General features: G+C 57.9%; 22 protein-coding genes and 3 pseudogenes. 13 read left to right on the forward strand and 12 right to left on the reverse strand.

All coding sequences use genetic code 11. The features are described from left to right. Window positions 1-99: 99 nt before the first annotated feature. A complete protein-coding gene (locus QF043_RS17865; RefSeq protein ID WP_307419593.1) occupies window positions 100-1,854 on the forward strand; it encodes a sigma-54-dependent Fis family transcriptional regulator in 1,755 nt (584 codons plus the stop codon). A 98-nt stretch (window positions 1,855-1,952) separates the two neighbouring features. Further along, window positions 1,953-2,408 (forward strand): annotated as a pseudogene (locus QF043_RS17870) (TetR/AcrR family transcriptional regulator); the annotation flags it as partial. On the opposite strand, the pseudogene QF043_RS17875 reads toward QF043_RS17870, so the two are convergent. Beyond that, window positions 2,365-2,682 (reverse strand): annotated as a pseudogene (locus QF043_RS17875) (extracellular solute-binding protein); the annotation flags it as partial. The pseudogenes QF043_RS17870 and QF043_RS17875 overlap by 44 nt on opposite strands. 353 nt (window positions 2,683-3,035) lie before the next feature. Between QF043_RS17875 and QF043_RS17880 the strand changes: the two are divergent. From QF043_RS17880 to QF043_RS17905, 6 genes are all read left to right on the forward strand, one after another. Beyond that, the gene (locus QF043_RS17880) at window positions 3,036-3,761 is read left to right on the forward strand and encodes a gluconate 2-dehydrogenase subunit 3 family protein (RefSeq protein WP_307419594.1); all 726 of its coding nucleotides are present in this window, start codon (window positions 3,036-3,038) and stop codon (window positions 3,759-3,761) included. 81 nt (window positions 3,762-3,842) lie between these two features. After that, entirely contained in the window at window positions 3,843-5,621 is a 1,779-nt protein-coding gene (locus QF043_RS17885; protein ID WP_307419595.1) for a GMC family oxidoreductase, read from the forward strand. Continuing rightward, a complete protein-coding gene (locus tag QF043_RS17890; protein WP_307419596.1) occupies window positions 5,618-6,973 on the forward strand; it encodes a cytochrome c in 1,356 nt (451 codons plus the stop codon). Before QF043_RS17885 ends, QF043_RS17890 begins: the two co-directional genes overlap by 4 nt. 59 nt (window positions 6,974-7,032) lie before the next feature. Continuing rightward, the gene (locus QF043_RS17895) at window positions 7,033-8,043 is read left to right on the forward strand and encodes a LacI family DNA-binding transcriptional regulator (protein ID WP_307419598.1); all 1,011 of its coding nucleotides are present in this window, start codon (window positions 7,033-7,035) and stop codon (window positions 8,041-8,043) included. A 364-nt stretch (window positions 8,044-8,407) separates the two neighbouring features. Next, window positions 8,408-8,794 carry a nuclear transport factor 2 family protein gene (locus QF043_RS17900; RefSeq protein ID WP_056858019.1) on the forward strand — a complete coding sequence of 129 codons (387 nt, stop codon included), beginning with the start codon at window positions 8,408-8,410 and terminating at the stop codon, window positions 8,792-8,794. A gap of 44 nt (window positions 8,795-8,838) precedes the next feature. Beyond that, window positions 8,839-9,288 (forward strand): SRPBCC family protein, encoded by a 450-nt coding sequence (locus tag QF043_RS17905; RefSeq protein ID WP_307419599.1) that lies wholly within the window; start codon window positions 8,839-8,841, stop codon window positions 9,286-9,288. Between the two features lie 171 nt (window positions 9,289-9,459). Here QF043_RS17905 and QF043_RS17910 read toward each other — a convergent pair whose 3' ends face one another. The 3 genes from QF043_RS17910 to QF043_RS17920 form a co-directional block, all read right to left on the reverse strand. Beyond that, window positions 9,460-10,203 (reverse strand): SDR family oxidoreductase, encoded by a 744-nt coding sequence (locus QF043_RS17910; protein ID WP_056858021.1) that lies wholly within the window; start codon window positions 10,201-10,203, stop codon window positions 9,460-9,462. 70 nt (window positions 10,204-10,273) lie between these two features. Then, entirely contained in the window at window positions 10,274-11,377 is a 1,104-nt protein-coding gene (locus QF043_RS17915; protein ID WP_307419600.1) for an alkene reductase, read from the reverse strand. Window positions 11,378-11,428: 51 nt separating this feature from the next. Continuing rightward, a complete protein-coding gene (locus tag QF043_RS17920) occupies window positions 11,429-12,010 on the reverse strand; it encodes a TetR/AcrR family transcriptional regulator (protein WP_305459145.1) in 582 nt (193 codons plus the stop codon). A gap of 106 nt (window positions 12,011-12,116) precedes the next feature. On the opposite strand from QF043_RS17920, the gene QF043_RS17925 reads away from it, so the two are divergent. The 3 genes from QF043_RS17925 (at window position 12,117) to QF043_RS17935 (ending at window position 14,115) form a co-directional block, all read left to right on the forward strand. Then, window positions 12,117-12,452: a LysR family transcriptional regulator gene (locus tag QF043_RS17925; RefSeq protein WP_307419601.1), complete on the forward strand. Its 336-nt coding sequence runs from the start codon at window positions 12,117-12,119 to the stop codon at window positions 12,450-12,452. 109 nt (window positions 12,453-12,561) lie between these two features. Beyond that, window positions 12,562-13,194 (forward strand): TetR/AcrR family transcriptional regulator, encoded by a 633-nt coding sequence (locus QF043_RS17930; protein WP_307419602.1) that lies wholly within the window; start codon window positions 12,562-12,564, stop codon window positions 13,192-13,194. A 249-nt stretch (window positions 13,195-13,443) separates the two neighbouring features. Then, the gene (locus QF043_RS17935) at window positions 13,444-14,115 is read left to right on the forward strand and encodes an NAD(P)-binding oxidoreductase (RefSeq protein WP_307419603.1); all 672 of its coding nucleotides are present in this window, start codon (window positions 13,444-13,446) and stop codon (window positions 14,113-14,115) included. Window positions 14,116-14,174: 59 nt separating this feature from the next. On the opposite strand, the gene QF043_RS17940 is transcribed toward QF043_RS17935, so the two are convergent. Beyond that, the gene (locus QF043_RS17940) at window positions 14,175-14,756 is read right to left on the reverse strand and encodes a TetR/AcrR family transcriptional regulator (RefSeq protein WP_305460035.1); all 582 of its coding nucleotides are present in this window, start codon (window positions 14,754-14,756) and stop codon (window positions 14,175-14,177) included. A gap of 154 nt (window positions 14,757-14,910) precedes the next feature. Here QF043_RS17940 and QF043_RS17945 point away from each other — a divergent pair, with 154 nt between their 5' ends. Next, window positions 14,911-15,786 carry a LysR family transcriptional regulator gene (locus QF043_RS17945; RefSeq protein ID WP_307421435.1) on the forward strand — a complete coding sequence of 292 codons (876 nt, stop codon included), beginning with the start codon at window positions 14,911-14,913 and terminating at the stop codon, window positions 15,784-15,786. A 64-nt stretch (window positions 15,787-15,850) separates the two neighbouring features. Here QF043_RS17945 and QF043_RS17950 read toward each other — a convergent pair whose 3' ends face one another. From QF043_RS17950 to namA, 4 genes are all read right to left on the reverse strand, one after another. Then, window positions 15,851-16,315, reverse strand: a complete 465-nt coding sequence (locus tag QF043_RS17950; RefSeq protein ID WP_307421437.1) for a nuclear transport factor 2 family protein — start codon at window positions 16,313-16,315, stop codon at window positions 15,851-15,853. A gap of 93 nt (window positions 16,316-16,408) precedes the next feature. Next, the gene (locus QF043_RS17955) at window positions 16,409-17,428 is read right to left on the reverse strand and encodes an alpha/beta hydrolase (RefSeq protein ID WP_307419604.1); all 1,020 of its coding nucleotides are present in this window, start codon (window positions 17,426-17,428) and stop codon (window positions 16,409-16,411) included. Window positions 17,429-17,497: 69 nt separating this feature from the next. Then, on the reverse strand, window positions 17,498-17,881 hold the full coding sequence (locus QF043_RS17960; protein WP_123413302.1) for a nuclear transport factor 2 family protein: 384 nt from the start codon (window positions 17,879-17,881) through the stop codon (window positions 17,498-17,500). A gap of 74 nt (window positions 17,882-17,955) precedes the next feature. Continuing rightward, window positions 17,956-18,996 carry an NADPH dehydrogenase NamA gene (gene namA, locus QF043_RS17965; RefSeq protein WP_307419605.1) on the reverse strand — a complete coding sequence of 347 codons (1,041 nt, stop codon included), beginning with the start codon at window positions 18,994-18,996 and terminating at the stop codon, window positions 17,956-17,958. 114 nt (window positions 18,997-19,110) lie between these two features. Here namA and QF043_RS17970 point away from each other — a divergent pair, with 114 nt between their 5' ends. Continuing rightward, window positions 19,111-19,506, forward strand: a complete 396-nt coding sequence (locus QF043_RS17970; RefSeq protein WP_305459133.1) for a helix-turn-helix domain-containing protein — start codon at window positions 19,111-19,113, stop codon at window positions 19,504-19,506. Here the strand turns inward: QF043_RS17970 and QF043_RS17975 are convergent. From QF043_RS17975 to QF043_RS17985, 3 genes and pseudogenes are all read right to left on the reverse strand, one after another. Beyond that, window positions 19,454-20,295 (reverse strand): annotated as a pseudogene (locus QF043_RS17975) (gamma-glutamyltransferase); the annotation flags it as partial. The gene QF043_RS17970 and the pseudogene QF043_RS17975 overlap by 53 nt on opposite strands. 243 nt (window positions 20,296-20,538) lie before the next feature. Beyond that, a complete protein-coding gene (locus QF043_RS17980; protein ID WP_307419606.1) occupies window positions 20,539-21,798 on the reverse strand; it encodes a cation:dicarboxylate symporter family transporter in 1,260 nt (419 codons plus the stop codon). A 111-nt stretch (window positions 21,799-21,909) separates the two neighbouring features. Continuing rightward, a complete protein-coding gene (locus QF043_RS17985) occupies window positions 21,910-22,335 on the reverse strand; it encodes a VOC family protein (protein WP_307419608.1) in 426 nt (141 codons plus the stop codon). Between the last annotated feature and the right edge of the window lie 233 nt (window positions 22,336-22,568).

The raw sequence follows: 22,568 nt of genomic DNA on the forward strand, positions 1-22,568 counted from the left end.
AAAACCCGGGTTCTGCCACTTGTTCAATTGATAAGGTTATGTTTTATAACTATCTGAACAGTTGCTCATATCGATCACTCGCTTTGCAGGGGCATAACAATGACTAATCCCCACAGCGCGCTGCCCGACGACCGGGTGGCCACCGCGTCCTACCCTGCGCGTGGCGACAGTCGCCAACTCAGTGACAGCAGCTCGCCCACCACCGCAGAACTGGCCGACTGCCTGTTCTTTTCCCCTGAAGACGGGCGCATCTGGCTCAACGATCAACGCATGTTGTTGCTGCACAGTTCGTCGTTCGGCGCCCTGCGCGCCGAGGTCATCGAGCGCCTGGGACTGGACCAGGCCCGGGGCCTGTTCACCCGCACCGGTTATGCCTCCGGCGCACGGGATGCGCGCTTGATCCGCGAGCGCTGGCCACAGGCCGATGCCGCCGCGGTGTTTCGCGCCGGGACTCACCTGCACACCCTGGAAGGCATGACCAAGGTCGAACCGCTGCACTTTAAGTTCGATGCCGACTCGGGGTTCTATGAAGGGGAATTTCTCTGGCACCACTCGTGCGAAGCCGATGAACATGTGGGGGCCTACGGCATCGGTCAGGACCCGGTGTGCTGGACCGAAACCGGCTACGCCATCGGCTTCGTCAGTGGCCTCTTCGGGCAAATGGTGATTTTCCGCGAAGTGGAATGCCGTGGCATGGGCCATCGCCGTTGCCGCGTGATTGGCAAGACGGCCGAGCAATGGGGTGATGTCGAGCCGGACCTGCGCTACCTGAATGTGTCCCAGGCCGTCACTGGCCCTGCTACCCCTGCGCTCGCAGGCCCCGTAGCCAGCAGTGGCGGAGCCCGCCAGCCGCAACCGTTGGTGGGTGCCAGCGCCGCGTTCAACGCGGCGATGCAAGCGCTGCAAAGGGTTGCACAGACGCCCGCGACGGTGCTGATCAGCGGTGAGTCCGGCGTGGGCAAGGAGATGTTTGCGCGCCAGCTGCACCAGCTCAGTCGTCGCCATGACAGCCCGTTTGTGGCACTCAATTGCGCCGCCATCCCGGATAACCTGGTGGAGGCCGAACTTTTCGGTGTCGAACGCGGCGCCTATACCGGCGCGACGCATTCGCGCCCCGGACGATTCGAACGGGCCGAGGGTGGCACCCTGTTCCTGGATGAAATCACCAGCCTCAGCCTGCCTGGGCAAAGCAAGTTGCTGCGAGCCTTGCAGGAACGGGAAATCGAACGGGTCGGCGGGGTGCGCGGGATCAAGGTGGATGTGCGCGTGGTGGCCGCCACCAATATCGACCTGCGTAAAGCTGTGGCAGACGGAAGCTTTCGCGAAGACCTGTTCTACCGGCTGAACGTCTACCCCATCGCCCTGCCACCGCTGCGTGAACGCCGGGACGACATCCCGCTGCTGATCAATGCGTTCCTGACGCGCTTTTGCCAGGACTACGCCCGGACCCCGGCAGGCCTGACCATGCGCGCCCTGAAGACGTTGCTGCGCTACGACTTCGCGGGCAATGTGCGCGAGCTGCAAAACCTCATCGAGCGCGGCCTGATCGCCAGCGATGAAGGCCAGGCCATTGACCTGGTGCATCTGTTTCGCAACGAACCGATGCCCGCCGAGCCCTATGGCCTCGACGACCAGGGCGGCCTGTCAAATACCGCGCAGGCGCCGCGCTCGACGCTGCTGGATACCCTCGACCCGTTGGACCAGGGGGTTTCCATCGAAGGCCTTGAATCGCGCCTGATCACTGAAGCGTTGCAACACAGCGCCGGCAACCTGGCCGCGGCCGCCAGGCTCGTGGGGCTCAGCCGTGCTCAATTTGCTTACCGTATGAAGAAGCACCAGCGGCAAACCCCTTGAATGGCAATGAGTGCTTTAAAAGCTTTACCCAATTAAGTATTTTGCAGGGGTATGGGGCCGACACGCGCCCCTCTTTTTATTCGTGACAAGGATCTCCTGTGAGTGGACTGCGTGAACGTCAGAAAGCCGAGCGCCGGCAAGCTATCAGTAAAGCCGCGATCGAACTGTTTGAGCGCCAGGGTTTCCAGAACACCACCATCGAACAGATCGCCGGCCAGGCCGGAGTGTCGCCGCCGACGGTGTTCAAGTACTTCGGCAACAAGCAGGAAATCATCCTGGAGATCCTGCACCATGCCGATCAACGCGCGATCAGCGACACCCGCAGCCTGATCCACCAAATAGACGACCCGGTCGAAGCGCTCTGCCACCTGGAACGCCTGCTCACCGGCTATGCCCTGGAAGTCATGCACCCCAGCCTGTGGCGTGAACTGCTGCCGCTGATCCTGTTCGGCGCCAGCAATGGACTGCCCGAAGGCTACCGGGCCATGAACGATGCGCTCAGGGCCGAAATCAGCGAACTGCTGCGCGAGTTGCAACGGGCCGGCAAGCTGCGCCACGGATGCGCTCTGCGGCAGCCGGGATCGGCTCCAGGGCGAACAGGGTCTTGCGTGCTTCGTCCGGCACATACATGTTGGGGTCGTTGCGGAGGCTGGCGTCCACCAGCGCGGTGGCGTCCTTGTTCGGGTTGGGGTAGCCGATCTTGTTGCTGATGCGCGCAATCACGTCCGGGCGCAGGATGTAATTGATGAACGCATGGGCCTCCGCCGGATCGGGGGCCTTGGCCGGAATCATCATCACGTCGGACCACATCGGCGCCAAGCCTTCAGGCGATTTGGAACGACACTGTTCATACCGCACCTTTGAATTGGCAGATTTCAGTGGGTTGAGGCTGATTATTCTTATTCAAACCAATTGGCTGTCAGATTTTCATCGCAGGGTAAAAACAATTTATTTATCAATAGATTGGCGCCTCTCTTGCGTCGATAATTTGAGGGTTTCACGTCAAAAGTTTTAATAGCGCGGTCATTTGACGCACCCTAAACTCCCCTCTCGAAACATTCTGAATCACCCCGCTCGTTCTTCTTGCGCCGCCCATGTTCGTGTGATTGCCGCTGGCCCCAAGCCTTGCGGGCGCTGCCGTGCGCGCATGGGAAACGTGCCTGAGCCTCTAAGGAACCCCCATGCAGCGCAGAGACTTCTTATCATCGGCCATCGCGCTGGCGGCTGCGTCGACATTACCCGTTGCACGCGCCGAAGAAATCACCGGTGGCCAACCCTGGGCACCGGGCACGGCCAGCCTGCCAGCGTTGCCCAGCGTACGTCAGGGCGGCCTGGCGTTCTTCAATCAACATGAATTCCAGACCACCGAAGCGATTGCCGAACGGTTGATCCCAACGGACGCGCTGTCCATCGGCGGCAAGGAGGCCGGCTGCGCGACGTTTATCGACCGCCAATTGGCGGGTGACTACGGCAAGGGCGCCACGCTGTATCGGCTGGGACGTTTCGTCAAAGGTACGTACGAGCAAGGCACGCAGTCGGCACTCACCCCCGCCGATCGCTGGCGCAAGGGCCTGGTGGCGATTGACGAATACAGCCAGGCGCAGTTCGGCAAACCCTTCCTGCAACTGCACGGCGAGCAACAGGACCAGGTGCTGCGCAGCTTCGAAAAAAACGCGGTCAAGGTGGGTCCGGAGTTTGACGACGGCGCCAGGGAGATCTTCGAGCAAGTACTGGCCAACGTGCGTGAAGGCTTCTTGTCCGACCCGATCTACGGCGGCAACAAAGGCATGGCGAGTTGGAAAATGCTCGGTTTCCCAGGTGCGCGCTATGACTTCCGAGACGTTATCGCCAAGAAGGGCCAGAAGCTCAACATCATCCCCACCAGCCTGATCGATAACACGCTCTGATCCACCCGAACACTTGAGTGATGAGGCCTTGCCATCATCGCCGACTGACCGTGATTTGCTGTAAAGAAGAGGAATTCCCGAATGGCCAATGTACGCCCCAAAGTCGACGCAGTGATTGTCGGCCTCGGCTGGTGCGGCTCGCTGATTGCCGAAGAACTGACCCGCGCCGGGCTGAATGTGGTCGCCATCGAGCGTGGCCCGTGGTTCGAGACCGCCACTGACTTCCCACCCTCGGTAGACACCGACGAACTGCGCTGGGATACCCGACGCAGCATGCTGCTGCCGCCCGCCATCGAGACCACTACGTTCCGCAACAACCGTTCGCAAACCGCCCTGCCGACCCGCGACTGGAGCATGAACGAGTTGGGCTACAACGTCGGCGGCTCAGGTACACACTGGGCCGGCATGGCGTGGCGCTTTCTGCCGTTCGACTTCGAGCCATACAGCTTTACCCTCAAGCGCTACGGCAAGCAGCAGATAGAAAAAGGCCTGATCGTGCAGGACTGGGGCGTCACCTACGACGACCTGGAACCCTTCTACGAGCGCTTCGAACGGATCGCCGGCGTATCGGGCAAAGCTGGCGTGTTGAATGGCGAGAAGATCGACGGCGCGAACATTTTCGAAGGCAACCGCAGGAGTGAATTCCCGCTACCGCCGCTGGCCACCACGCGTCTGACCGACCTGTTTACCGAAGGCACCAAAAAGCTCGGGCTGCATCCGTTCATGGTGCCTGCCGGCCAGGCGTCGCAGGCCTATACCAACCCGTTGGGTGTGCGCATGGGGCCCTGCACCTATTGCGGTTACTGTCTGTATTACGGCTGCGGCAATTTTTCCAAGTCGAGTCCCAATGCCTGCGTGATCCCTGCATTGATGCAACGCAGCAACTTTACCGTGCTCACCGAGTGCGCCGTGCTGCGTGCCAACCTCGCCGAAGACGGCAAGACCGCCACCGGCGTGAGCTACCTGGACCGCAATAAAATGGAATGGGAGCAACCGGCAGACATTGTGATTTTCTCGGCATTCCAGATGCAAAACGTGCGTTTGCTGCTGCTGTCGAAAATCGGCAAGCCCTACAACCCCGAAACCCGCACCGGAGTTGTGGGCCGAGCCTACAGCTTCCAGACCGTGTCCGGGGCCAACCTGTTCTTCGAAGACGAACAGCTCAATCAGTACATTGGCGCAGGTGCCCTCTCCGCCCAGGTAGACGACTATAACGGCGACAACTTCGACCACACCGGCAAGGACTTTATCGGCGGCGCAGGGATACTCGTGGTCGCCCGTGGCGCGCGCCCCATCGGTAACGCCGATGCCGTACCGCCAGGCACGCCACGCTGGGGCAGCGAGTGGAAAAAGGCCTATAACCATGCGTTCCAGAACGGCACGTTCATCTTCAACCAGGGCACCAGTTTTTCCCACGACGAGTGCTACCTGGACCTGGACCCGGAATACCACGACGCCAATGGCGACCCGTTGATTCGCGTGACCTTCGACTACAACGAGAACGACCGGCGCATGGCCCGGTTCACCGAAGAAAAGGCCGTTGAAATCGGCAAGGCCATGGGCGCAAAAATCGTCAATGGCTTTGATGCCGCCGCCGTCAACTACGGGCCGTATTTGCCGTCCAGCGACCACACCATCGGTGGCGCGGTCATGGGCCTTGACCCAAAAACCAGCGTGCTCAACCGCTATCAGCAGAGCTGGGATGTACACAACGTATTCGTGCTGGGCGCCTCGTCGTTCCCCAACAACGCCGGCTACAACCCCACCTCGACCATCGGTGCTCTGAGCCTGTGGACAGCCAAGGCGATCATCGATCAGTACCTGGCCAAACCCGGGCCACTGGTGGAGATGCCAGCATGAGCCCACGCCTTCGCATGGCCCTGACGGCCACCGCCGTATTGTCTCTGGGCTCAGCCATCGGTTTGTACGGTGCATCAGGTGTTGCCGATGCAGCCGACAGCATTGCTCAGCCCGGCCTGCAGTCCGACAGCAGTGCAGGTATCAAGGCACCCGCTACCCAGGCCCAGGAGGACCCGGCAGTGACGCGCGGTCGCTATGTCGCCATCGTCGGTGACTGTGCGGCCTGCCATACCGACCCGCACCACGGCAAACCGTTTGCCGGTGGTTACGCACTGCAAACCCCGTTCGGCACATTGCTCGCCAGCAACATCACCTCCGACAAAAACACGGGCATTGGTGCCTGGACTGAACGGGAGTTCACTCGTGCAGTGCGCGAAGGCAAAGGCCGGCACGGTGAAAACCTGTATCCGGCGATGCCCTACAACGCCTACGTCAAAGTCAGCGACCAGGACATGCGCGACCTGTGGGCCTACATGCAGACAGTGCCGGCAGTGGACAACGAAGTCGTGTCCAACCAACTGCCGTTTCCGTTCAACATCCGCCTGATGATGATGGGCTGGAACCTGTTGTTCTTTGATAACACGCCGTTCGAACCGGTGGCAGGTGCTACCGGGCAAATCAATCGCGGGGCCTACCTGGTCGACGGCCTGGGGCACTGTGCAGCTTGCCATACGCCGAAGAATTTCCTCGGCGGTGACAAGAGCGGCGCGTACCTGCAAGGTGGCGAACTGGCCGGCTGGCATGCACCGCAAATCACTGGCAACCCCTACGTCGGTATCGGCGGCTGGAGTGATGCGCAAGTGGTGCAATACCTCAAGACCGGCAGCAACCACGTGGCTGTAGCATCCGGGCCGATGGCCGAAGCGGTCACCAACTCGACCCAACATATGCGCGACGAAGACCTGTACGCCATCGCCGCTTACCTTAAAACCCTGCCGGGCTCGGATACCCGCAGCCCGCGACCACTCAACGCCAGCGATAAGACCCTGCAGCAAGGCGCCAATGTGTATTGGGCAAACTGCTCCGCGTGCCACAACAGCGATGGCAAAGGCATCAATCAACTGGCTTCGAGCCTGGCCGCCAACCCCGGCGTTCAGGCTGAAAATGCACAGAGTTTGATCACCACCGTGCTGGAAGGCGGCCGTGGCGCGGTGACCCTCGACAACCCCACCAGTGGCGCCATGCCCAGCTTCGCGTGGAAACTGTCGGACCAGCAGATTGCGGCAACGCTCACTTACATCCGCAACAGCTGGGGGAATGCCGCGCCGCAGGTGAGCGCCAAACAAGTTGCCGAGGTGCGCGAGGCGCGCAAATTGCCGGCGCAATTGAGCGCGGACGGCACCTCTCACTGACGCCGTATCGGGCCTGCCGGTACACTCACAGGCCCACCCCTCACAGGAAGCGTGCTTGCATGAGCAGCCCCCTCAAGCGTCATGGTCTGATGAAGGTCGCAGAATTGGCGGGCGTCAGCCTGAGCACCGTAGACCGAGTGCTCAATGACCGTGGCAAGGTGTCCGATGTCAAACGGCGCAAGGTCCTTACCGTCGCACGCGCCCTGGGGATCCGCCCGGGCCTGCCTGCGCCATTTACCGGCCCAATGATCGTGGATGTGTTGCTGAGCGACAGCGCAACCGACCACTTCAAGCGCCTGGCTGCAGCCTTCGAGCGCCAAGCCCAACGCCTCAGCGCCCACCTTACCCTGCGCCATCAACGCTGGGCGGAGGGAGCACCGCAACAACTGCTCGACGCCTTGCGCAAACCGCGCTCCAGACGCCACGGCATGATTGTGATCGCCCCTGACACACCCTCCGTGCAGCAGGCGTTGAATGCGATTGTGCAGGGCGGCACGCCCACGGTTTTGCTCACCAGCAACCTCACCGATGTGCAAGGCGCTGTGTACGTCGGCATCGACAACCACGCCGCCGGGCGCAGTGCCGGGCGTTTGATGAGCCAGTGGATGGGCCAGCGACCAGGGGTGGTATTGCTGGTGGTCAACTCACTGGCTTTTTTTGCTCACCAGGAGCGCGCCAAAGGCTTTCTCGACGTGATGGCTCAGCATGCCCCCGACACGCGCGTCATCGGCCCGGTGGAGTGCTTCGACGACGATGAACTCACTCGCGCAGCCGTCGCGCAATGCCTTGCAGATCACCCTTTGGTGGGGCTCTACGACACCGGCAGCGGCTCGCTGGGGATTCAGGCGGCCGTGGCCCAGGCAAATATCCACCCCGTGTGGATCGGTCATGAGGCCAGTCCATTGCATGCAAGCCTGCTGCGCCAGGGCGTGATGTCGCTGGTACTGGATCAAGACCCCGAAGGCCAGGTGCAAGCCTGTATCGATTACCTGTTGCATCAGCAGGGGATAATCGATGCGCCACCGGTACTGCCGCTGGCGATGAAGATCGTTATCGACGAAAACCTCTGACCTCCCAATCTCCCCGCTCTGCCAACAGTCTCAATCAATACGCCTGTCGGGTGCCGATCACGTTGAGACGTCCTGATCGTCGGCAGACAACTTTCAATAAACCCCTATAACCAAATGGCCGCCAGAAAGCAGTCGTGCGGCCCCCCCGAGGGCGGCTTCGCCCATCGCCGCCCCGTTAATGGCAAATGCCTTGACACTTAACATAGTGATCACTATAGAATGCGTTAAATATGTAGCGACCACTACGTAAAATGAGTTCAGTCACGCGTTGGGCTGGCTTGGCATTGTCGTCAATCGCGTTGCTGACCATCACCCGCTTAAACCGCGCCCCATTGGCGCCAAAACCATGCAAAGGAGTTTGACCATGAGCAAAAACATCAAAGCAGTACCGACCCAGGACTACAACGCCGTTGTCGCTGTAGCCCAGCAATACGCAGACGGCCTGCGTGCCGGCAGCCCGGACGTACTGGAACAGGCCTTCCACAAGGAAGCGGTGATGTACGGCTTCACCAACGGCAAACTGTTGGGCGGTCCGATCAGCAACCTGTTCGACTTCGTCCGCACCCATGGCAAGGCCCCGGATATCAGCACACGCCTGGATGTGCTGGCGATCACCCCGACCACAGCCGTGGTGCGTGTGGACATGGAAAAGGACGCGATTGGCGCCGACTACAACGACTACCTGACGCTGATCAAAATCGACGGCACCTGGAAGGTGATCGCCAAGGTGTATCACCAGTTCGAAGGCTGAGCCGAACGACCTGAACGCAAGGCTGTTTCTTAAGGTGATGAATCATGGCAAAAGTTGAATACAGCGCCGTTGTCGACGGCGGCGCCGAACGCGTTTGGGATGTACTCAAGGGCTTCGGGAAAATCAGCCAGTGGCACCCGGCGATCCCACAGAGCGTCATCGAAGACGGTCAGCCGGACGGTCTGGTTGGCTGCATTCGTCGGCTGACGTTGCAGGACGGCGCCATTCTGCGCGAGCAGTTGTTGTCGGTAGACGCGGTGAATCTGCAGTTTTCCTATCGCTTCGTTGAAGCGCCACTGCCCGTCGACAATTACGTGTTGAGCGTGCGATTGATCCCGCTGTCCGGCGAGCAAAAAACTGTGATCCTGTGGTCTGCAACCTTCGACACGCGAGAGCCTGATCCTCAGGGGCAATGGACCTCAACCATCGAGTCGCTCATCGTCGGCGGTCATGAAAGCCTTCAGGTTTACCTGAACCCTACCGCCACCGTGTGAATGTGCCTTACCCCGCTCCAGCAATGGGTGCGGGGTTTGATTTTTCTCGATTTACGGTGCACGAACACATTGCCGAAGTGCCGCTTGAAAAAGCCTGTCGGCGGCTACTGCAGCGCCCAGGCACACGGCGTTGCGCCAGTGCCTGAGCCGGGTGATTTCAACGCTTATGGCTTACCAATCCTGACGGGTCGGCGAAATGATCAAGTCGTTGACGGTGACGTTTTCAGGCTGATTCAGTGCATACACCACTGCGCGGCCAATATCGTCCGGCGAGATGGCGATTTTATTCAGCTCTTGAGCCGCTTTACGGCCTGCCGGGTCGGTGACTTTATCGGCCCAACCGGTGTTGATCACACCTGGGCTGACCGTGTTGACACGGATGCCGTGCTGCACGCCCAGCTCTTTGCGCATTGATTCCGTCATGGCCTGTACAAAGAATTTGGTGGCGCTGTAGATACCCGCAGCAGGCCCGACCTGGTGACCGGCGACCGAATCCATATTCAGGATCTGGCCCGACTTCTGTTTCAGCATGAACGGCAACACCGCGGCGATACCATGCAGGTAGCCTTTGATGTTCACGTTGATCATCTTTTCCCAATCATCGGTGGCCAGGTCGACCCAGTTGGAAAACAGCATCAAGCCTGCGTTGTTGATCAGGATATCCACCGAACCGAACGTGTCCTGGGCGAATTGCGCGAGCGCTTTCATATCCTCAGGGTTGGTCACGTCGCTGACGCGACCTACCGCTTCACCGCCCGTGCCTTTCAGCTCGCTGACGATGGCATCCAGGCCTTGCTGGTCCAGAGCGGCTGCGACGATTCGAACGCCTTTCTCGGACAAGGCACGTGCCGATGCAGCACCCAGGCCGGACGATGCGCCAGTGATGATCGCGGTTTTATTCTGCAGATAGTTCATGGGCGTTCCTCTCTTTGGTGACTGCCCGTCTGTGCGGGCAGTTTTTGCGGTTATCGCGGATATAAGGGGATCAGTAGTTGCCGACGGGCCAGTCGGTGTAGCCCTTCGCGCCGCCGCCGTAATAGGACTCGCGCGGTGCGATGGTCAGTTCGGCCCCACGACGCAAGCGCTCAACCAGGTCCGGGTTGGAGATAAACAGGCGACCGAACGCAACGGCGTCGATCTTGCCTTGGGCGCGGCGTTCAATAGCCATGTCCAGGTCGTAGTTGTTGTTGCCGATGAAAGGCCCGTTGAACTGCGCGCTCAATGCGTCCATATCGACGCCTTCCGGCACTTCTCGCGAGGTGGCGGTAGCGCCTTCGACGAAGTGCAGGTAAGCCAGGTCGAAGGCGTTCAACTGCTGGATCAGGTAGCCGTACATCGCCATGACATTGCTGTCGGGCGGCGTGTTACCGGCGTCAGGCGTGACCGGCGACAGGCGGATGCCAACACGGTCATTGCCCCAGATCTTGACGATCGCTTCGGTGACTTCCAGGGTCAGGCGCGCACGGTTCTCGATAGAACCACCGTACCGGTCAGTGCGATGGTTGGTTGAATCGCGCAGGAACTGATCCAGCAGGTAGCTGTTGGCCGAGTGAACCTCAACCCCGTCAAAACCAGCACGCTTGGCATTCTCGGCAGCACGTTTGTACTGCTCGATGATCCCGGGGATCTCATCGGTTTCAAGCGCCCGTGGCATCGACACCGGAACGAAGCCGTGGGTGGTATAGGTGTCGCCTTCAGCCTTGATCGCGGAAGGTGCGACTGGTGCGGCACCGTCAGGTTGCAGCTCGACACTGGAGAACCGCCCCACATGCCATAGCTGGCTGACGATCTTCCCGCCGGCGGCATGCACGGCATCCGTGACTTTCTTCCAACCGGCAACCTGCTCTTCGCTCCAGATGCCAGGAGTGGCCGCGTAACCGCGGCCTTGCGCGGAAATATTGGTGGCCTCGGCGACGATCAAGCCCGCCGTGGCGCGTTGAGCGTAATACTCGGCGTGCAGCTCGTTGGGGATGCCATCTTCGGCATAGCGGCTACGGGTTACAGGTGCCATCAAAATACGGTTGGCGAGCTTCATCGCACCCAGGTTGATGGGCGTGAATAAGTCGGTAAGCGTGGCGTTGTCTGTCATGATAGACCTCGATTAAATAGACCGGTCGTCTAGTGAATTGATAAAAAATAGCTACGACAAAAGTCGCTTTGCCAGAGTCAGGGAGGTTTCGAAGGCGTCGTCGCGCTTGCCGATCTTCATCATCAACGAAGCGCCGAGCCAAACTTGATAGAGCGATTGCGCAAGCGTCGCGCTGGGCGCTGTGGACGTGATCGAGCCATCGACAAGCCCCTGCTCGATACAGCGCTCAAGCTTGGCGTGGATGGCCTGGGTACCCCGATCGAGCACCAGGCGCATGCCCTCCGAGAGGTCACAGACCTCGGCGCCCAATTTGACCACCAGGCACTTGTCGGTAGGCAAATCGGAGCATTGGGTTTGCGCCCAATACTGGAAGTAGCTCAACAACCTTTGTGCGGCGGGTGCAGAGCCCATCAACAGCGTGTCAACCGTTTCCAGGTAGTCGGAAAAATACTGCTCAAGCAACGCCTGACCAAACTCTTCCTTGGATTTGAAGTAATGGTAGAACGACCCTTTCGGCACGCTCGCCGCTGCCACCACCTCAGCCAAACCTACGCTGGTATAGCCTTTGTGCGTCATCAATGTCCTGGCGACATCCAGGATATGCTGACGTGTTTCAGAATGATGCTTTTTCATAATGCCGCCACTCTAATTAATACTAGACCGGTCGTCTAGTAAATTTTAGACTATCCTTACGTTCTACGACCAACGGCGAACGACGACAAATGACAGGGTCAAGCCCATGAACACCCCTACTCCCACGTCTACGTTCAACACCGAATGTCTTGCGCAGTTCAACCTCAATTGCCTGGTAATCTTCGCTGCGCTTTATCAGGAAAAAAGTGTCACCAGGGCGTCCGAGCGTTTGAATATCGGACAGCCCGCGGCCAGCAACAGCCTGTCCAAACTCAGGCTGATTTTTCAGGACCCACTGTTTTTTCGCCGAAACGCAGAAATGGTGCCCACTGCAGTCGCCGATGATATTGCCAAGCATGTAATACCGCTATTGAGCGGTATTGGCGACGTGCTTGAACGCTACAACGTACCGCCCTGTGTGCAGGCCTCAGGGTTGATCTGAACTCTCAAAATTGCGCTGCGCAATCGCGAAGTTCATTTTGTGTATCATTAGGGCAGAAATCTCTTCCAGGCATGTTTGTCTGGCGATACGCCCCAAGGTGCTACGCTCAATGACTGATTCCACCCTGATCCCTGTTCCTCGTGCAAAAGGACGCCCGCGTGCATTCGACCGCGACGAGGCTCTGCTGCGTGCACTGGCAGTGTTTTGGAAGCGTGGCTACGAGCCGGCCTCTGTGGCGGAATTGTGTTCAGCGATGAGCATCAGCCCTCCCAGCCTGTATGCGGCGTTTGGCAACAAAGCCAAATTGTTTCTGGAAGCGGTTGCCTACTACGAAGCGACCTTCTGGGATGCCACGTGGGAGCGCATGGACACCGAGCCGGACATCGTGCGCGCCATCAGCGACTTCTTTCACACCTCAGCCTCGATCCTGACTGAACCCGAAGCACCCTGCGGATGCATGGTGGTACTCGCGGCGGTCAATGTTTCCGACGATGCAGGTGAAGTCACCGCAACCCTCAAGGCCCTGCGTCAGGAAGGCCGCGATTACCTGCAGCAGCGCCTGGATCGCGCGGTGGAGCAAAGTCAGCTCAAACCGAACACCGACACTCGCTTGCTCGCCGCGGCCTTGAATACATTGCTCGAAGGCATGTCTCTGCAGGCGCATGACGCGGCCAGCCGGGAAGATCTGCAAGGCATCGGCGCAACAGCCGTCGCGATGCTGAGCCCTTCCCTCTCAACGTGACCAAACCCGGCGCTGCATTCAAACAAGCTGTTCACACGCGGCCTTGATGCGCGCGCACGCCTGCTCCAGCAGCACCGTGGTGGTCGCAAAGGAGATGCGCAAATACCCCTCCAATCCAAACGCACTGCCCGGCGCTTGACACATTCTGTAGTGACCAATATAAAATTTAGCTCAACAGGCATTCGTCAATACCGTTTGCAGGTTCGCTTGAGCGGGCCAATTTGAAACATCGCCTGATCTGGAGGAGCTATGCACTCAGTTTTTATCGTCGGTGGTTCGGGTAAAGTGGCCCGAAGCCTTGCTCAACAACTGGCAAAACAAGGCCATCGACCACGTTCGTTGTACCGGCATGCGGAACAGGCCGAGGAGCTCGAAGCGCTCGGCGCCAGCCCCGTTGCCGGTAACTTGCTTGAGCTCGACACAGCGTCGCTGGCCAAGCTGATGGCGGGCAGTGATACGGTGGTCTTCGCGGCCGGTGCCGGCGGCAAGGGCGGCGCGCAGATGACAAATGCCATCGACGGTCATGGCCTGGAGCTGTCTGTGGCCGCGGCTCGGTTGGCGGGTATTCGGCGCTTCATTCTGGTCTCGGCGTTCCCAGAAGCATCACGTGGCAAATCGGTTTCCGAGACCTTCGAAAATTACATGGCCGTGAAAAAACGCGCCGACGTGCACTTGGCCGCAACCGATCTCGACTGGGTCATCCTGCGCCCAGGCACCTTGCTGGACTCACCCGGAACGGGCAAGGTCCATGCCGGCCTCGCTATCCCCTATGGTGACGTACCGCGCGACGATGTCGCCGCAGCCTTGTTGCAGATCATCGAACAACCCGGCGTGAGTCGCGTGATCATCGAACTGACCCAAGGCACCACGCCGGTCACCGAGGCTATCCAGAGCTTTACGCGCAATTGCTCTCAGGCATGACGAACCCGTGACATTCATTTGGTGCCATCGAGCAGCATGGCCCAGCCGGCCGAGCGACACTAAGCCAACAAGCGCCGGCTCATATCAAGCGCAGCGTCAAAAGGCTCGCGTGTTCTATTGACCTTGACCAGCAATGAAGCGCCCAACCACATCTGGTAGAGCGCTTCAGCCAATGTTGCTGAGTCAACGGATGCACTTATGGAGCCGTCCGCTTTACCCTGCTCAACACAACGACTCATCCGCTCGATGATCAGGGCGGTACCCTTCTCAAGCACGCCACGCATGTTTTCGGACAGGTCACACACTTCCGCACCCAATTTGACCACCAGGCATTTTTGATCAGTGTGATCAAACGCCTGCGTCTCGGCCCAATAGCGTAGATAGATCAGCAGACGCTCGGCGCCGGAGCCCTCGCTCGCCAATTGCACGTCGACCCTGGTGAGGTACTCCTCGAAGTACTCTTCGAGCAGCGCTTGGCCAAATTCATCCTTGGAACGGAAGTAATGGTAGAACGACCCTTTCGGCACACCCGCGGCCGCGAGCAACTCGGTAAGGCCGACGGCGGTGTAACCTTTTTGGGTCATAAGCGACCTGGCGACATCAATGATGTGCTGGCGCATATCTTGGGTGGGCTTCTTCATAATGCGGCGCATGCTAGCAAAAAAAACGCTCAAGCGGCAGGCGCCTGATGAAGCGCCTGCCGCTTCTACACCTGTGTCGCAAGCAGATGTACGCAATGTTTAAGCGACAAATATTTAAATGTATTTACCCGCAAAACATAATTATTATTTGGGAATGATCAAAGAACTGAAAACACTTATCGCCGTGGCGAGAGAAGGTACGTTTGCCGCTGCCGGCAGCAAAATCGGCCTCACTCAAGCCGCCGTCAGCGCCCAGATGCAGCGCCTTGAAGCAGAACTGGGCGTGGAGTTGTTCGACCGTATTGGTCGCTCCGCCCAGCTTAACCAAATGGGCCGACGAGTTTTGTTGCAGGGCCAGGAACTGGTGCGCCAGTTCAAGGATCTGGGCACGGCATCAGTGGACCTTCCCGCCAATGTTTTGGTGACCATTGGCGCGATTGCCTCGGTTCAGCGCTCCTTCTTACCGGATGCCCTGGCAGAATTTCACCAACGATCCCCGCAGTGCAGGACGCGAGTCCTTCCAGGGCTGTCAATGGAATTGGTAAACCAGGTCGATTCAGGTGAAATCGACATGGCGGCGATCATCCGTCCACCCTTCTCTCTTCACAGCGATCTACGCTGGACAACCCTGGCACGCGAACCGTATCGGCTGATTGTCCCGATTGATATGCCAGGCGAGGATTGGGCTGAGTTGGTATCAACCCAACCCTTTATCCGCTATGACCGTTCATCCTTCGGCGGACGTCAAGTCGATCGGTTTCTGCGACAAACTCATTTTTCTTTACATGAAGTCTGCGAACTCGACGAACTGGATGCAATCGTCAAACTGGTTGCAAACGGCGTCGGAGTCGCTTTGGTGCCAGAAACAGCCACCCGTAAAGAATGGCCTGCGCAGATACGTGCAATCGATCTGAAACAACGTACATTCCATCGCGATATTGGTTTGGTGCACCGCGCACGCCGCGGCCTGACTGAGCCAGTGAAACTACTGGCTCAACTGATTACCGAGCATGCAGTGAAGAAAAACTAGATGAGTGCTGACGCGTACTTCGTGACGTTCATCTTTGACTTCGAACTTGAATTCAGCGCTGCCCTTACTCGCCAGGCGCTTCATGGGTTTGGAAAATCTTGCTGACGACCGTCCACTTGCCTTCCACTTTCAGCAGTTGGAAGAAGTCGGTGAAAGAGAGGCCGGACATGCCGTTGGCGTCAATGCGAGCACTCGCGGCATTACCGACGATTTCAATACGGGTAATGGCAGCCTGCGCATCCGGAGATGGGCGAAAACCCTTGTCAATCCCCTCGAACAGGATTGGAATCGCGCCGCCTTCCAGCTTGCCATCGGCACCGACGCTGTACATCGTCGCCTGTTCATTGAAAGCAGGCTTCATGATACTGCTCTTGGCCTGCTTGCAACCCTCAATATACGCGTCAAGCACCTTGGTGATCGCTTGATAGTCTTCTACATAAGTAGCTTTGCTGACTGTTTTACTACTGACCAATTGCGGACTGCTCGGTGAGTCGTCTGCGTGAGCCAGCGCGCCGACGCTCGAAATCAAGCCGACAAAAAACAACTGCTTAATAGATATAACGTTCATTTAGTCGCTCTTCACAAGGAGTGTAATTATTGAGCTGTGCTCATGTTTTTTAAATTACTTGCTCAGGTGGGTCTTGAGTTCCTCAGATGCCTGCGCAACTGCGCTGCGCGGCGTCGGCAGCTGGCTGAACGCGTTCGACAGCCCAAAGTCGTGAATCATGCCGTTGTAGCGAACGGTCTTCACAGGTACTCCCGCAGCGTCGAGCTTGCGGCCGTAAGCTTCAGCTTCATCGCGCAGGACATCGAATTCGGCAGTCTGGATCAGCGTCGGTGGCAAGCCCTTCAACTGTTCGGTCTTCGCCTGCAGCGGCGAAGCGTAAATCTGCTTGCGTGCCTCGGCGTCGCGCGTGTAGTTGTCCCAAAACCACACCATCAAGTCCTTCGTCAGGTAATAGCCGCTGGCAAATTCCGTGTACGACGGTGTGTCGAAGTTGGCATCCGTCACCGGGCACAGCAACACTTGCGAACGCAGTGTGGGCCCACCCTTCTCGCTGGCCATCAAGGCAACCACGGCGGCAATGTTCCCACCTGCGCTGTTGCCCGCTACGGCGAGGCGCGTGCCGTCTACCTTGATCTCTTCGCCATGCTCGGCAACCCATTTTGTCGCGGCATAGGCTTGTTCGGTGGCCACGCCATAGGCTGCCTCTGGCGAGAGGCTGTAGTTGACGAAGACCGCCACCGCACCCGAGCCTGCCACCAGGTCACGCACCAGCCGTTCATGAGTCGGGAAGTCGCCCAACACCCAGCCGCCGCCATGGAAATACATGAACGCAGGCAGAGTCTTCTGTTGGCTACCGACCGGGCGCACGATGGTCAACTTCAGATCGCTGCCGTTGACGCGTATCGTCTTCTCGCTGACTTCAGCGGCTGGCAAGGCCACTTGGGCAGCAGCCTGGGCACCCGCCAGCGCGGCACGAGCATCGACCGGCGTCATGGAGTCGAGCGTCGGGACACCTTCAAGGGATTGCAAGAGTTTCGCCGTATTGTGCTCAACTCCAGGGTACGAGGCGGCGCAGGCACTACCGGGCGCAAGTGTAACGACGGTAAGAGCGAAAGCAGAGGTAAGGGTTTTCATGACGTTTCCATTTGTATGGCTGAGTGCCGTAAAGCAATCAGCTACAGAAGACTCAAGGACGACAGCCGTTCAAGGCGCGACGTGGGTATGAAAGATCTTGCTGACAACCGTCCACTTGCCTTCAACTTTCAACAAATGGAAAAAGTCCGTGAAGGAAATACCTGACATGTCATTGGCGTCGATGCGTGCGCTAGCCGCCGTACCGACGATCTCAATGCGCACGATGGCTGCCGGTGCGTCGGGAGAAGGGCGAAAGCCCTCATCAATCCCCTTGAACAGGATTGGAATTGCGCCGCCGGCCAGCTTACCGTCGCCATCGACGCTGAACATGGTCGCTTGCTCATTGAACGCAGGCTTCATGATGCTGCTTTTGGCTTGCTTGCAGCCCTCGATGTACTTGTTCAGCACTTCGGTGATGGCTTGGTATTCGTGTACGTAAGTAGGTTTGCTCATGGTTTTGTTCCTGCATCATTGGATGGGATTGAGGACTGGCACCGTCCCGCCGCCCGCTCGGGGCGCGGACTCATTCAGGCTTTGGTATCAAGCCAAACAGAACCGTAACGCGTGTAGGCAGCAGGAATCTCAATGACTTCCTTCAAATCATCTGCTGCAGTGCGCACCCAGAATGGATCACGCAACATTTGCCGCCCGACAAACACCAGGTCAGCGCGGCCGTTTTGCAGGATTTCTTCGGCCTGACGACCACTCTGAATAACACCCACCGCACCCGTCGCAATATGCAGTTCCTTGCGCAGCAACTCAGCGGCCGGTACTTGGTAGCCTGGATAGGTCTGAACCTTGATCATCTTGATGCCGCCAGAGCTGCAGTCGATCAGGTCCACGCCCTGCTCTTTCATCCAGCGACCGTATTCAAGGAATGACTCGGGGGTGTTTCCGCCTTCGGCGTAATCAGAGCTGGAGATACGAACAAACAGAGGACGAGCGCCCCAATGGGTTTTGACCTCCTCCAGCACTTCGCGCAGGAAGCGATAGCGACGCTTGGCATCGCCGCCATATTCGTCGTCGCGGGTATTGGCGAGTGGCGAGAGGAACTCATTGAGCAAATAACCATGCGCGGCATGGATCTCAAGCACATCAAAGCCCGCTTCACTGGCGCGTCGTGCGGCATCGCCATAGAGCTTCACCAAACCCGGAATTTCGTCAGCCGCAAGCGCGCGAGGCACAGGGCTGGATTCCGTGAACGGGATAGCCGACGGCGCAATGTGAATAAGGTTGGGCAGGTCAGCATTGCGCCCCGCATGGCCGATCTGAGCACCGGCTTTGGCACCAAAGCTGTGAAGCAGTTCGGTCAGCGCCTTCAAGCCGACGACGTGCGCATCACTCCAGATACCGAGGTCGCCGGCTCCGATACGACCATCGGCGTGCACTGCCAGCGTCTCGGGGAAAATCAGTGCCGCCTGACCCAGGGCGCGAGCGCCGTAATGCACTCGGTGCCACTCGGTCACAAAGCCATCATCCGCAGCCATGTGCATGCACATAGGCGACATGACCACGCGGTTTTTCAGTTTCATGCCTTTTATTTCATGAGGGGAAAGCAACAAGCTCATATTCAGTATTTCCGTAGTGGTCGATACGGAATGATGTTAGCCTACGCACAACATACGCGTAAGTACGCACATTTTTGTGCGGTAGGCACATTTTTTATACCAAGGGGAGTTCCTGTGAAAAAATGCATCCCACAGAATGAAGTTGAAGCATTCGCTTGCCCTGTCTCCTTTACCGTCGATGTGATCGGCGGGAAATGGAAATCGCTGATCCTGTTCCATCTGATGTCGGGAACAAAGCGCTTCAACGAATTGCGCCGGCTGATCCCCGATGTGACGCAGCGTATGCTCACCTTGCAACTCAGAGAGCTGGAGACTGACCGGGTTATCCATCGCGAAATCTACCGTGAGGTGCCGCCCAAGGTTGAATATTCGCTCACAGAATTAGGCAACACCCTGGCTCCATTGATCAGTGCGATGCGTGAATGGGGAGCGGTGCATGAAGATGCAATCCTGGCATTCAGGCGCGCCGAGGCCGATGCCAATCCACTTGAATCGCTCGCCCGGCTTTAGGGTTTTTGCCAATGGATGTCACGCCCCGGCCCCTGGGATCAGACACGGGCTCAGGCATGCCATGCTCAACGCGAACTGCCTGAATATCACCGTTGAAGCCCTGGTTAGCCAAGTAGTAGCCAGCGACGCCAAGGTCCGCCGCCGGTTGCCCGGAAATCGGCGCATAGGGCTCCCAGAAAATCGTATTGGCAGGTAGCAACTGGTGGCGAAAACGCATCGCCCCCACCGCATCTCAGCCCCAGGTGGAAGTCATACACGTTACTGACAACCTGGAAGATGGATGTGAAAATCCGTGAGCCACCCGGTGTACCAATGACCAGGGCGACCTTGTCATCCTTCAGGAAAATTGTCGGTGTCATTGACGACAATGGCCGCTTTCCAGGTTCAATGGCATTGGTGTCGGTACCGACGACGCCCATCTGATTGGGCACCCCCGCCAGTGCCGAAAAGTCATCCATCTCGTCATTGAGCTAAATGCCGGTTTTTTCCGCGACGACGCCAGAGCCGAAAAAGCCATTGAGCGTGTAGGTGTTGGAAACCGCGTTGCCCCACCTGTCGACGATTGAAAAGTGCGTGGTCTGGGGTTTTTCCGGTGATTCAATATTGAGGCCGGCGACCACCTTATCGGTGTCCGAAGGCACCGACAAATTGACCTGCGACGCACGGCCTGCCAAGTAAGTGTTCGTCGATCAACTCATGCACCGGCACGGCGTAAAAATCCGGATCTCCCAGGTACTGCGCCCGATCAGCAAACACCCGCTTCTCGATCTCCGCCACCAGATGGATGTATCAACATCATCCATAGCACGACGCAGCGACGCGTGCGGTAAAACACCGATTTCTTGTACATAGACCACCTGTTTTTTTTATAAATAATGGCAGCACAGTGGCAACTGACAGGGCGTGATTCGCTATATGAACCGCACACCCAAGTGCCTGAAAAGAATCAACACGCAACAACTGTTTTATTGATTTACCAGCCAAAAAAAGCCCTCGACGCGATTAACGTAGAAGGCTCTTGTGTGTCACTGATTAAGCGTTAGGTTCGACCCCGATAGAGCGTTTGCGCTCCAGGGGCGTTTTCTCCCACTTGGCGATGACCAGTGGGGCTATCGCATTACCCAGCACATTCAAGGTGGTGGTGCCACTGTCGATGATCCGGAAAATCCCGGCGATCAACGCAACGCCTTCCAGCGGCAGCCCGGCAGATGCCAGGGTGGCCGACAGAATGATGATGGCAAACCCAGGCACACCCGCGGCGCCCTTCGACGTCAGCACCATTGTCACCACCAGCAAAATCTGCTGAGTCAACGACAGATCAATGCCATAGAGTTGGGCAATGAAGATTGTCGCCACACCAAGGAAGATCGAAGCACCGTCCAGGTTAAACGCATACCCCACCGGCACCACGAAGCTGACGATGCGCCGAGGCACGCCGTAGGCTTCCAGCTTGGTCATCAACTGCGGCATGACCGCCGCAGAGGCTGCGCTGGAGAAAGCCAGAATCAGCTCGTCACGGAAGTACTTGATCAACTTGAGAACGTTTTCGCCGATCAGGTAGCAAATGCCGCCGAGCATCACCAGCGCAAAGGTGATCAGCGCCAGGTACACCACCCCGATCAACTTGAGCAACGGCAGCAACGAGGCGAACCCGAAAGTCGCCACCGTAGCGCCGATCATGCCGAATACACCGATCGGTGCGTAGGCCATGACAAACGACACGACTTTGAACATGGCATCGGAGAAGCCCTGCACCACCGCAATGACCGGTGCGCTCTTCGCTTTAGGCAAGGTATTCAACGCCATACCCAGCAACACGGCAAAGAACAGCACCGACAGCAACTTGGCTTCCGACATCGCGACAATCACGTTATCGGGCACGATGTTTTGCAGGATGATCAGCGCGCCTTTCGACGGTTCCATGTGCACGGCAGCCGCGTTATGGGCGATCCCCGTGATTTCGGTGCCTTTACCCGGCTCGAACAGGTTGGCGAAGCACAAGCCAAGCACGATGGCGAGACTGGTGATTGCAAAGAAGTAGATCAACGACTTTGCGCCCATGCGCCCAAACGATTTGTTATCTCCGCCCCCGGCAATGCCGAGGATCATGCAGCAGAAAACAATCGGCACGACGACCATCTTCATCATCTTGATGAAGATATCACCGAGTGGTTTAAGAATTTCGGTGCTGACCCACACTTGATTTTCCGGGTGGGTATTGAAATACCAACCCACGAGGACGCCAAGCAACAGCCCGGCAACGATTTGCCAAACTAAGGGGATACGTTTCATGTCTAGCCTTTTTGTTGGAATGAAAGGACTGCTTTAAGCAGTAGCTAGAGTCATGAGCTTCCAGCTCATTTATGTTTGCCCGGCGCACTCTATTGCGCGCGCCAGTTTTTATTATTTAGCGAAGAGCTGGCTCATATCCTTGAACGCCTTGAACTCCAGTGCATTGCCGCACGGGTCGAACAGGAACATCGTGGCCTGCTCGCCGACCTGGCCCTGGAAGCGAATGTAGGGTTCGATCACAAACTTGGTCGCGCGCGCTTTCAAACGCTCGGCCAGGGCTTCCCACTGCGCCCACTCCAGGATGATGCCGAAGTGCGGAACCGGTACGTCGTGGCCGTCTACCGGATTGCTGTGCACGCTTTCCTGCGAAGCAGTCTTGGGATGCTCGTGGATGACCAACTGATGGCCGTAAAAATCGAAGTCGACCCACTGGTTGCTGGAACGACCTTCGCAAAGACCGAACACCTCACCGTAGAAGTGACGTGTGGCGGCCAGGTCATACACAGGGATTGCGAGGTGGAAAGGAGAAAGACTCATCAGAACTCCGATAACAATTTTTTATTGGTTTGTGGTGCCGGACAGCGTGGTCGCTGCCCGACGACTTTTTTGAAGGTGGATTTATGCTAAAGCCGCACCACCTTAAAAAAAATCAATATAAATTTTTCACAAGCACAATTTTATTTTGTTAATAGAAGCGTTCTGTTGACTGCTCCCAGCCTGCCATCGCGCACCGCCGCGCCAGCCCTTCAACCACGACCTTCACGTCAACG

It is taken from the genome of Pseudomonas sp. W3I7 (assembly GCF_030816095.1).
Classification (GTDB): domain Bacteria; phylum Pseudomonadota; class Gammaproteobacteria; order Pseudomonadales; family Pseudomonadaceae; genus Aquipseudomonas; species Aquipseudomonas salomonii.

Coding starts and splice junctions, on each gene's coding strand:
- QF043_RS17865 (WP_307419593.1), top strand. CDS start 100: ATGACTAATCCCCACAGCGCGCTGCCCGACGACCGGGTGGCCACCGCG.
- QF043_RS17920 (WP_305459145.1), bottom strand. CDS start 12,010: ATGAAAAAGCATCATTCTGAAACACGTCAGCATATCCTGGATGTCGCC.
- QF043_RS17895 (WP_307419598.1), top strand. CDS start 7,033: ATGAGCAGCCCCCTCAAGCGTCATGGTCTGATGAAGGTCGCAGAATTG.
- QF043_RS17980 (WP_307419606.1), bottom strand. CDS start 21,798: ATGAAACGTATCCCCTTAGTTTGGCAAATCGTTGCCGGGCTGTTGCTT.
- QF043_RS17955 (WP_307419604.1), bottom strand. CDS start 17,428: ATGAAAACCCTTACCTCTGCTTTCGCTCTTACCGTCGTTACACTTGCG.
- QF043_RS17915 (WP_307419600.1), bottom strand. CDS start 11,377: ATGACAGACAACGCCACGCTTACCGACTTATTCACGCCCATCAACCTG.
- QF043_RS17940 (WP_305460035.1), bottom strand. CDS start 14,756: ATGAAGAAGCCCACCCAAGATATGCGCCAGCACATCATTGATGTCGCC.
- QF043_RS17925 (WP_307419601.1), top strand. CDS start 12,117: ATGAACACCCCTACTCCCACGTCTACGTTCAACACCGAATGTCTTGCG.
- QF043_RS17960 (WP_123413302.1), bottom strand. CDS start 17,881: ATGAGCAAACCTACTTACGTACACGAATACCAAGCCATCACCGAAGTG.
- QF043_RS17910 (WP_056858021.1), bottom strand. CDS start 10,203: ATGAACTATCTGCAGAATAAAACCGCGATCATCACTGGCGCATCGTCC.
- QF043_RS17985 (WP_307419608.1), bottom strand. CDS start 22,335: ATGAGTCTTTCTCCTTTCCACCTCGCAATCCCTGTGTATGACCTGGCC.
- QF043_RS17890 (WP_307419596.1), top strand. CDS start 5,618: ATGAGCCCACGCCTTCGCATGGCCCTGACGGCCACCGCCGTATTGTCT.
- namA (WP_307419605.1), bottom strand. CDS start 18,996: ATGAGCTTGTTGCTTTCCCCTCATGAAATAAAAGGCATGAAACTGAAA.
- QF043_RS17885 (WP_307419595.1), top strand. CDS start 3,843: ATGGCCAATGTACGCCCCAAAGTCGACGCAGTGATTGTCGGCCTCGGC.
- QF043_RS17945 (WP_307421435.1), top strand. CDS start 14,911: ATGATCAAAGAACTGAAAACACTTATCGCCGTGGCGAGAGAAGGTACG.
- QF043_RS17905 (WP_307419599.1), top strand. CDS start 8,839: ATGGCAAAAGTTGAATACAGCGCCGTTGTCGACGGCGGCGCCGAACGC.
- QF043_RS17880 (WP_307419594.1), top strand. CDS start 3,036: ATGCAGCGCAGAGACTTCTTATCATCGGCCATCGCGCTGGCGGCTGCG.
- QF043_RS17900 (WP_056858019.1), top strand. CDS start 8,408: ATGAGCAAAAACATCAAAGCAGTACCGACCCAGGACTACAACGCCGTT.
- QF043_RS17930 (WP_307419602.1), top strand. CDS start 12,562: ATGACTGATTCCACCCTGATCCCTGTTCCTCGTGCAAAAGGACGCCCG.
- QF043_RS17935 (WP_307419603.1), top strand. CDS start 13,444: ATGCACTCAGTTTTTATCGTCGGTGGTTCGGGTAAAGTGGCCCGAAGC.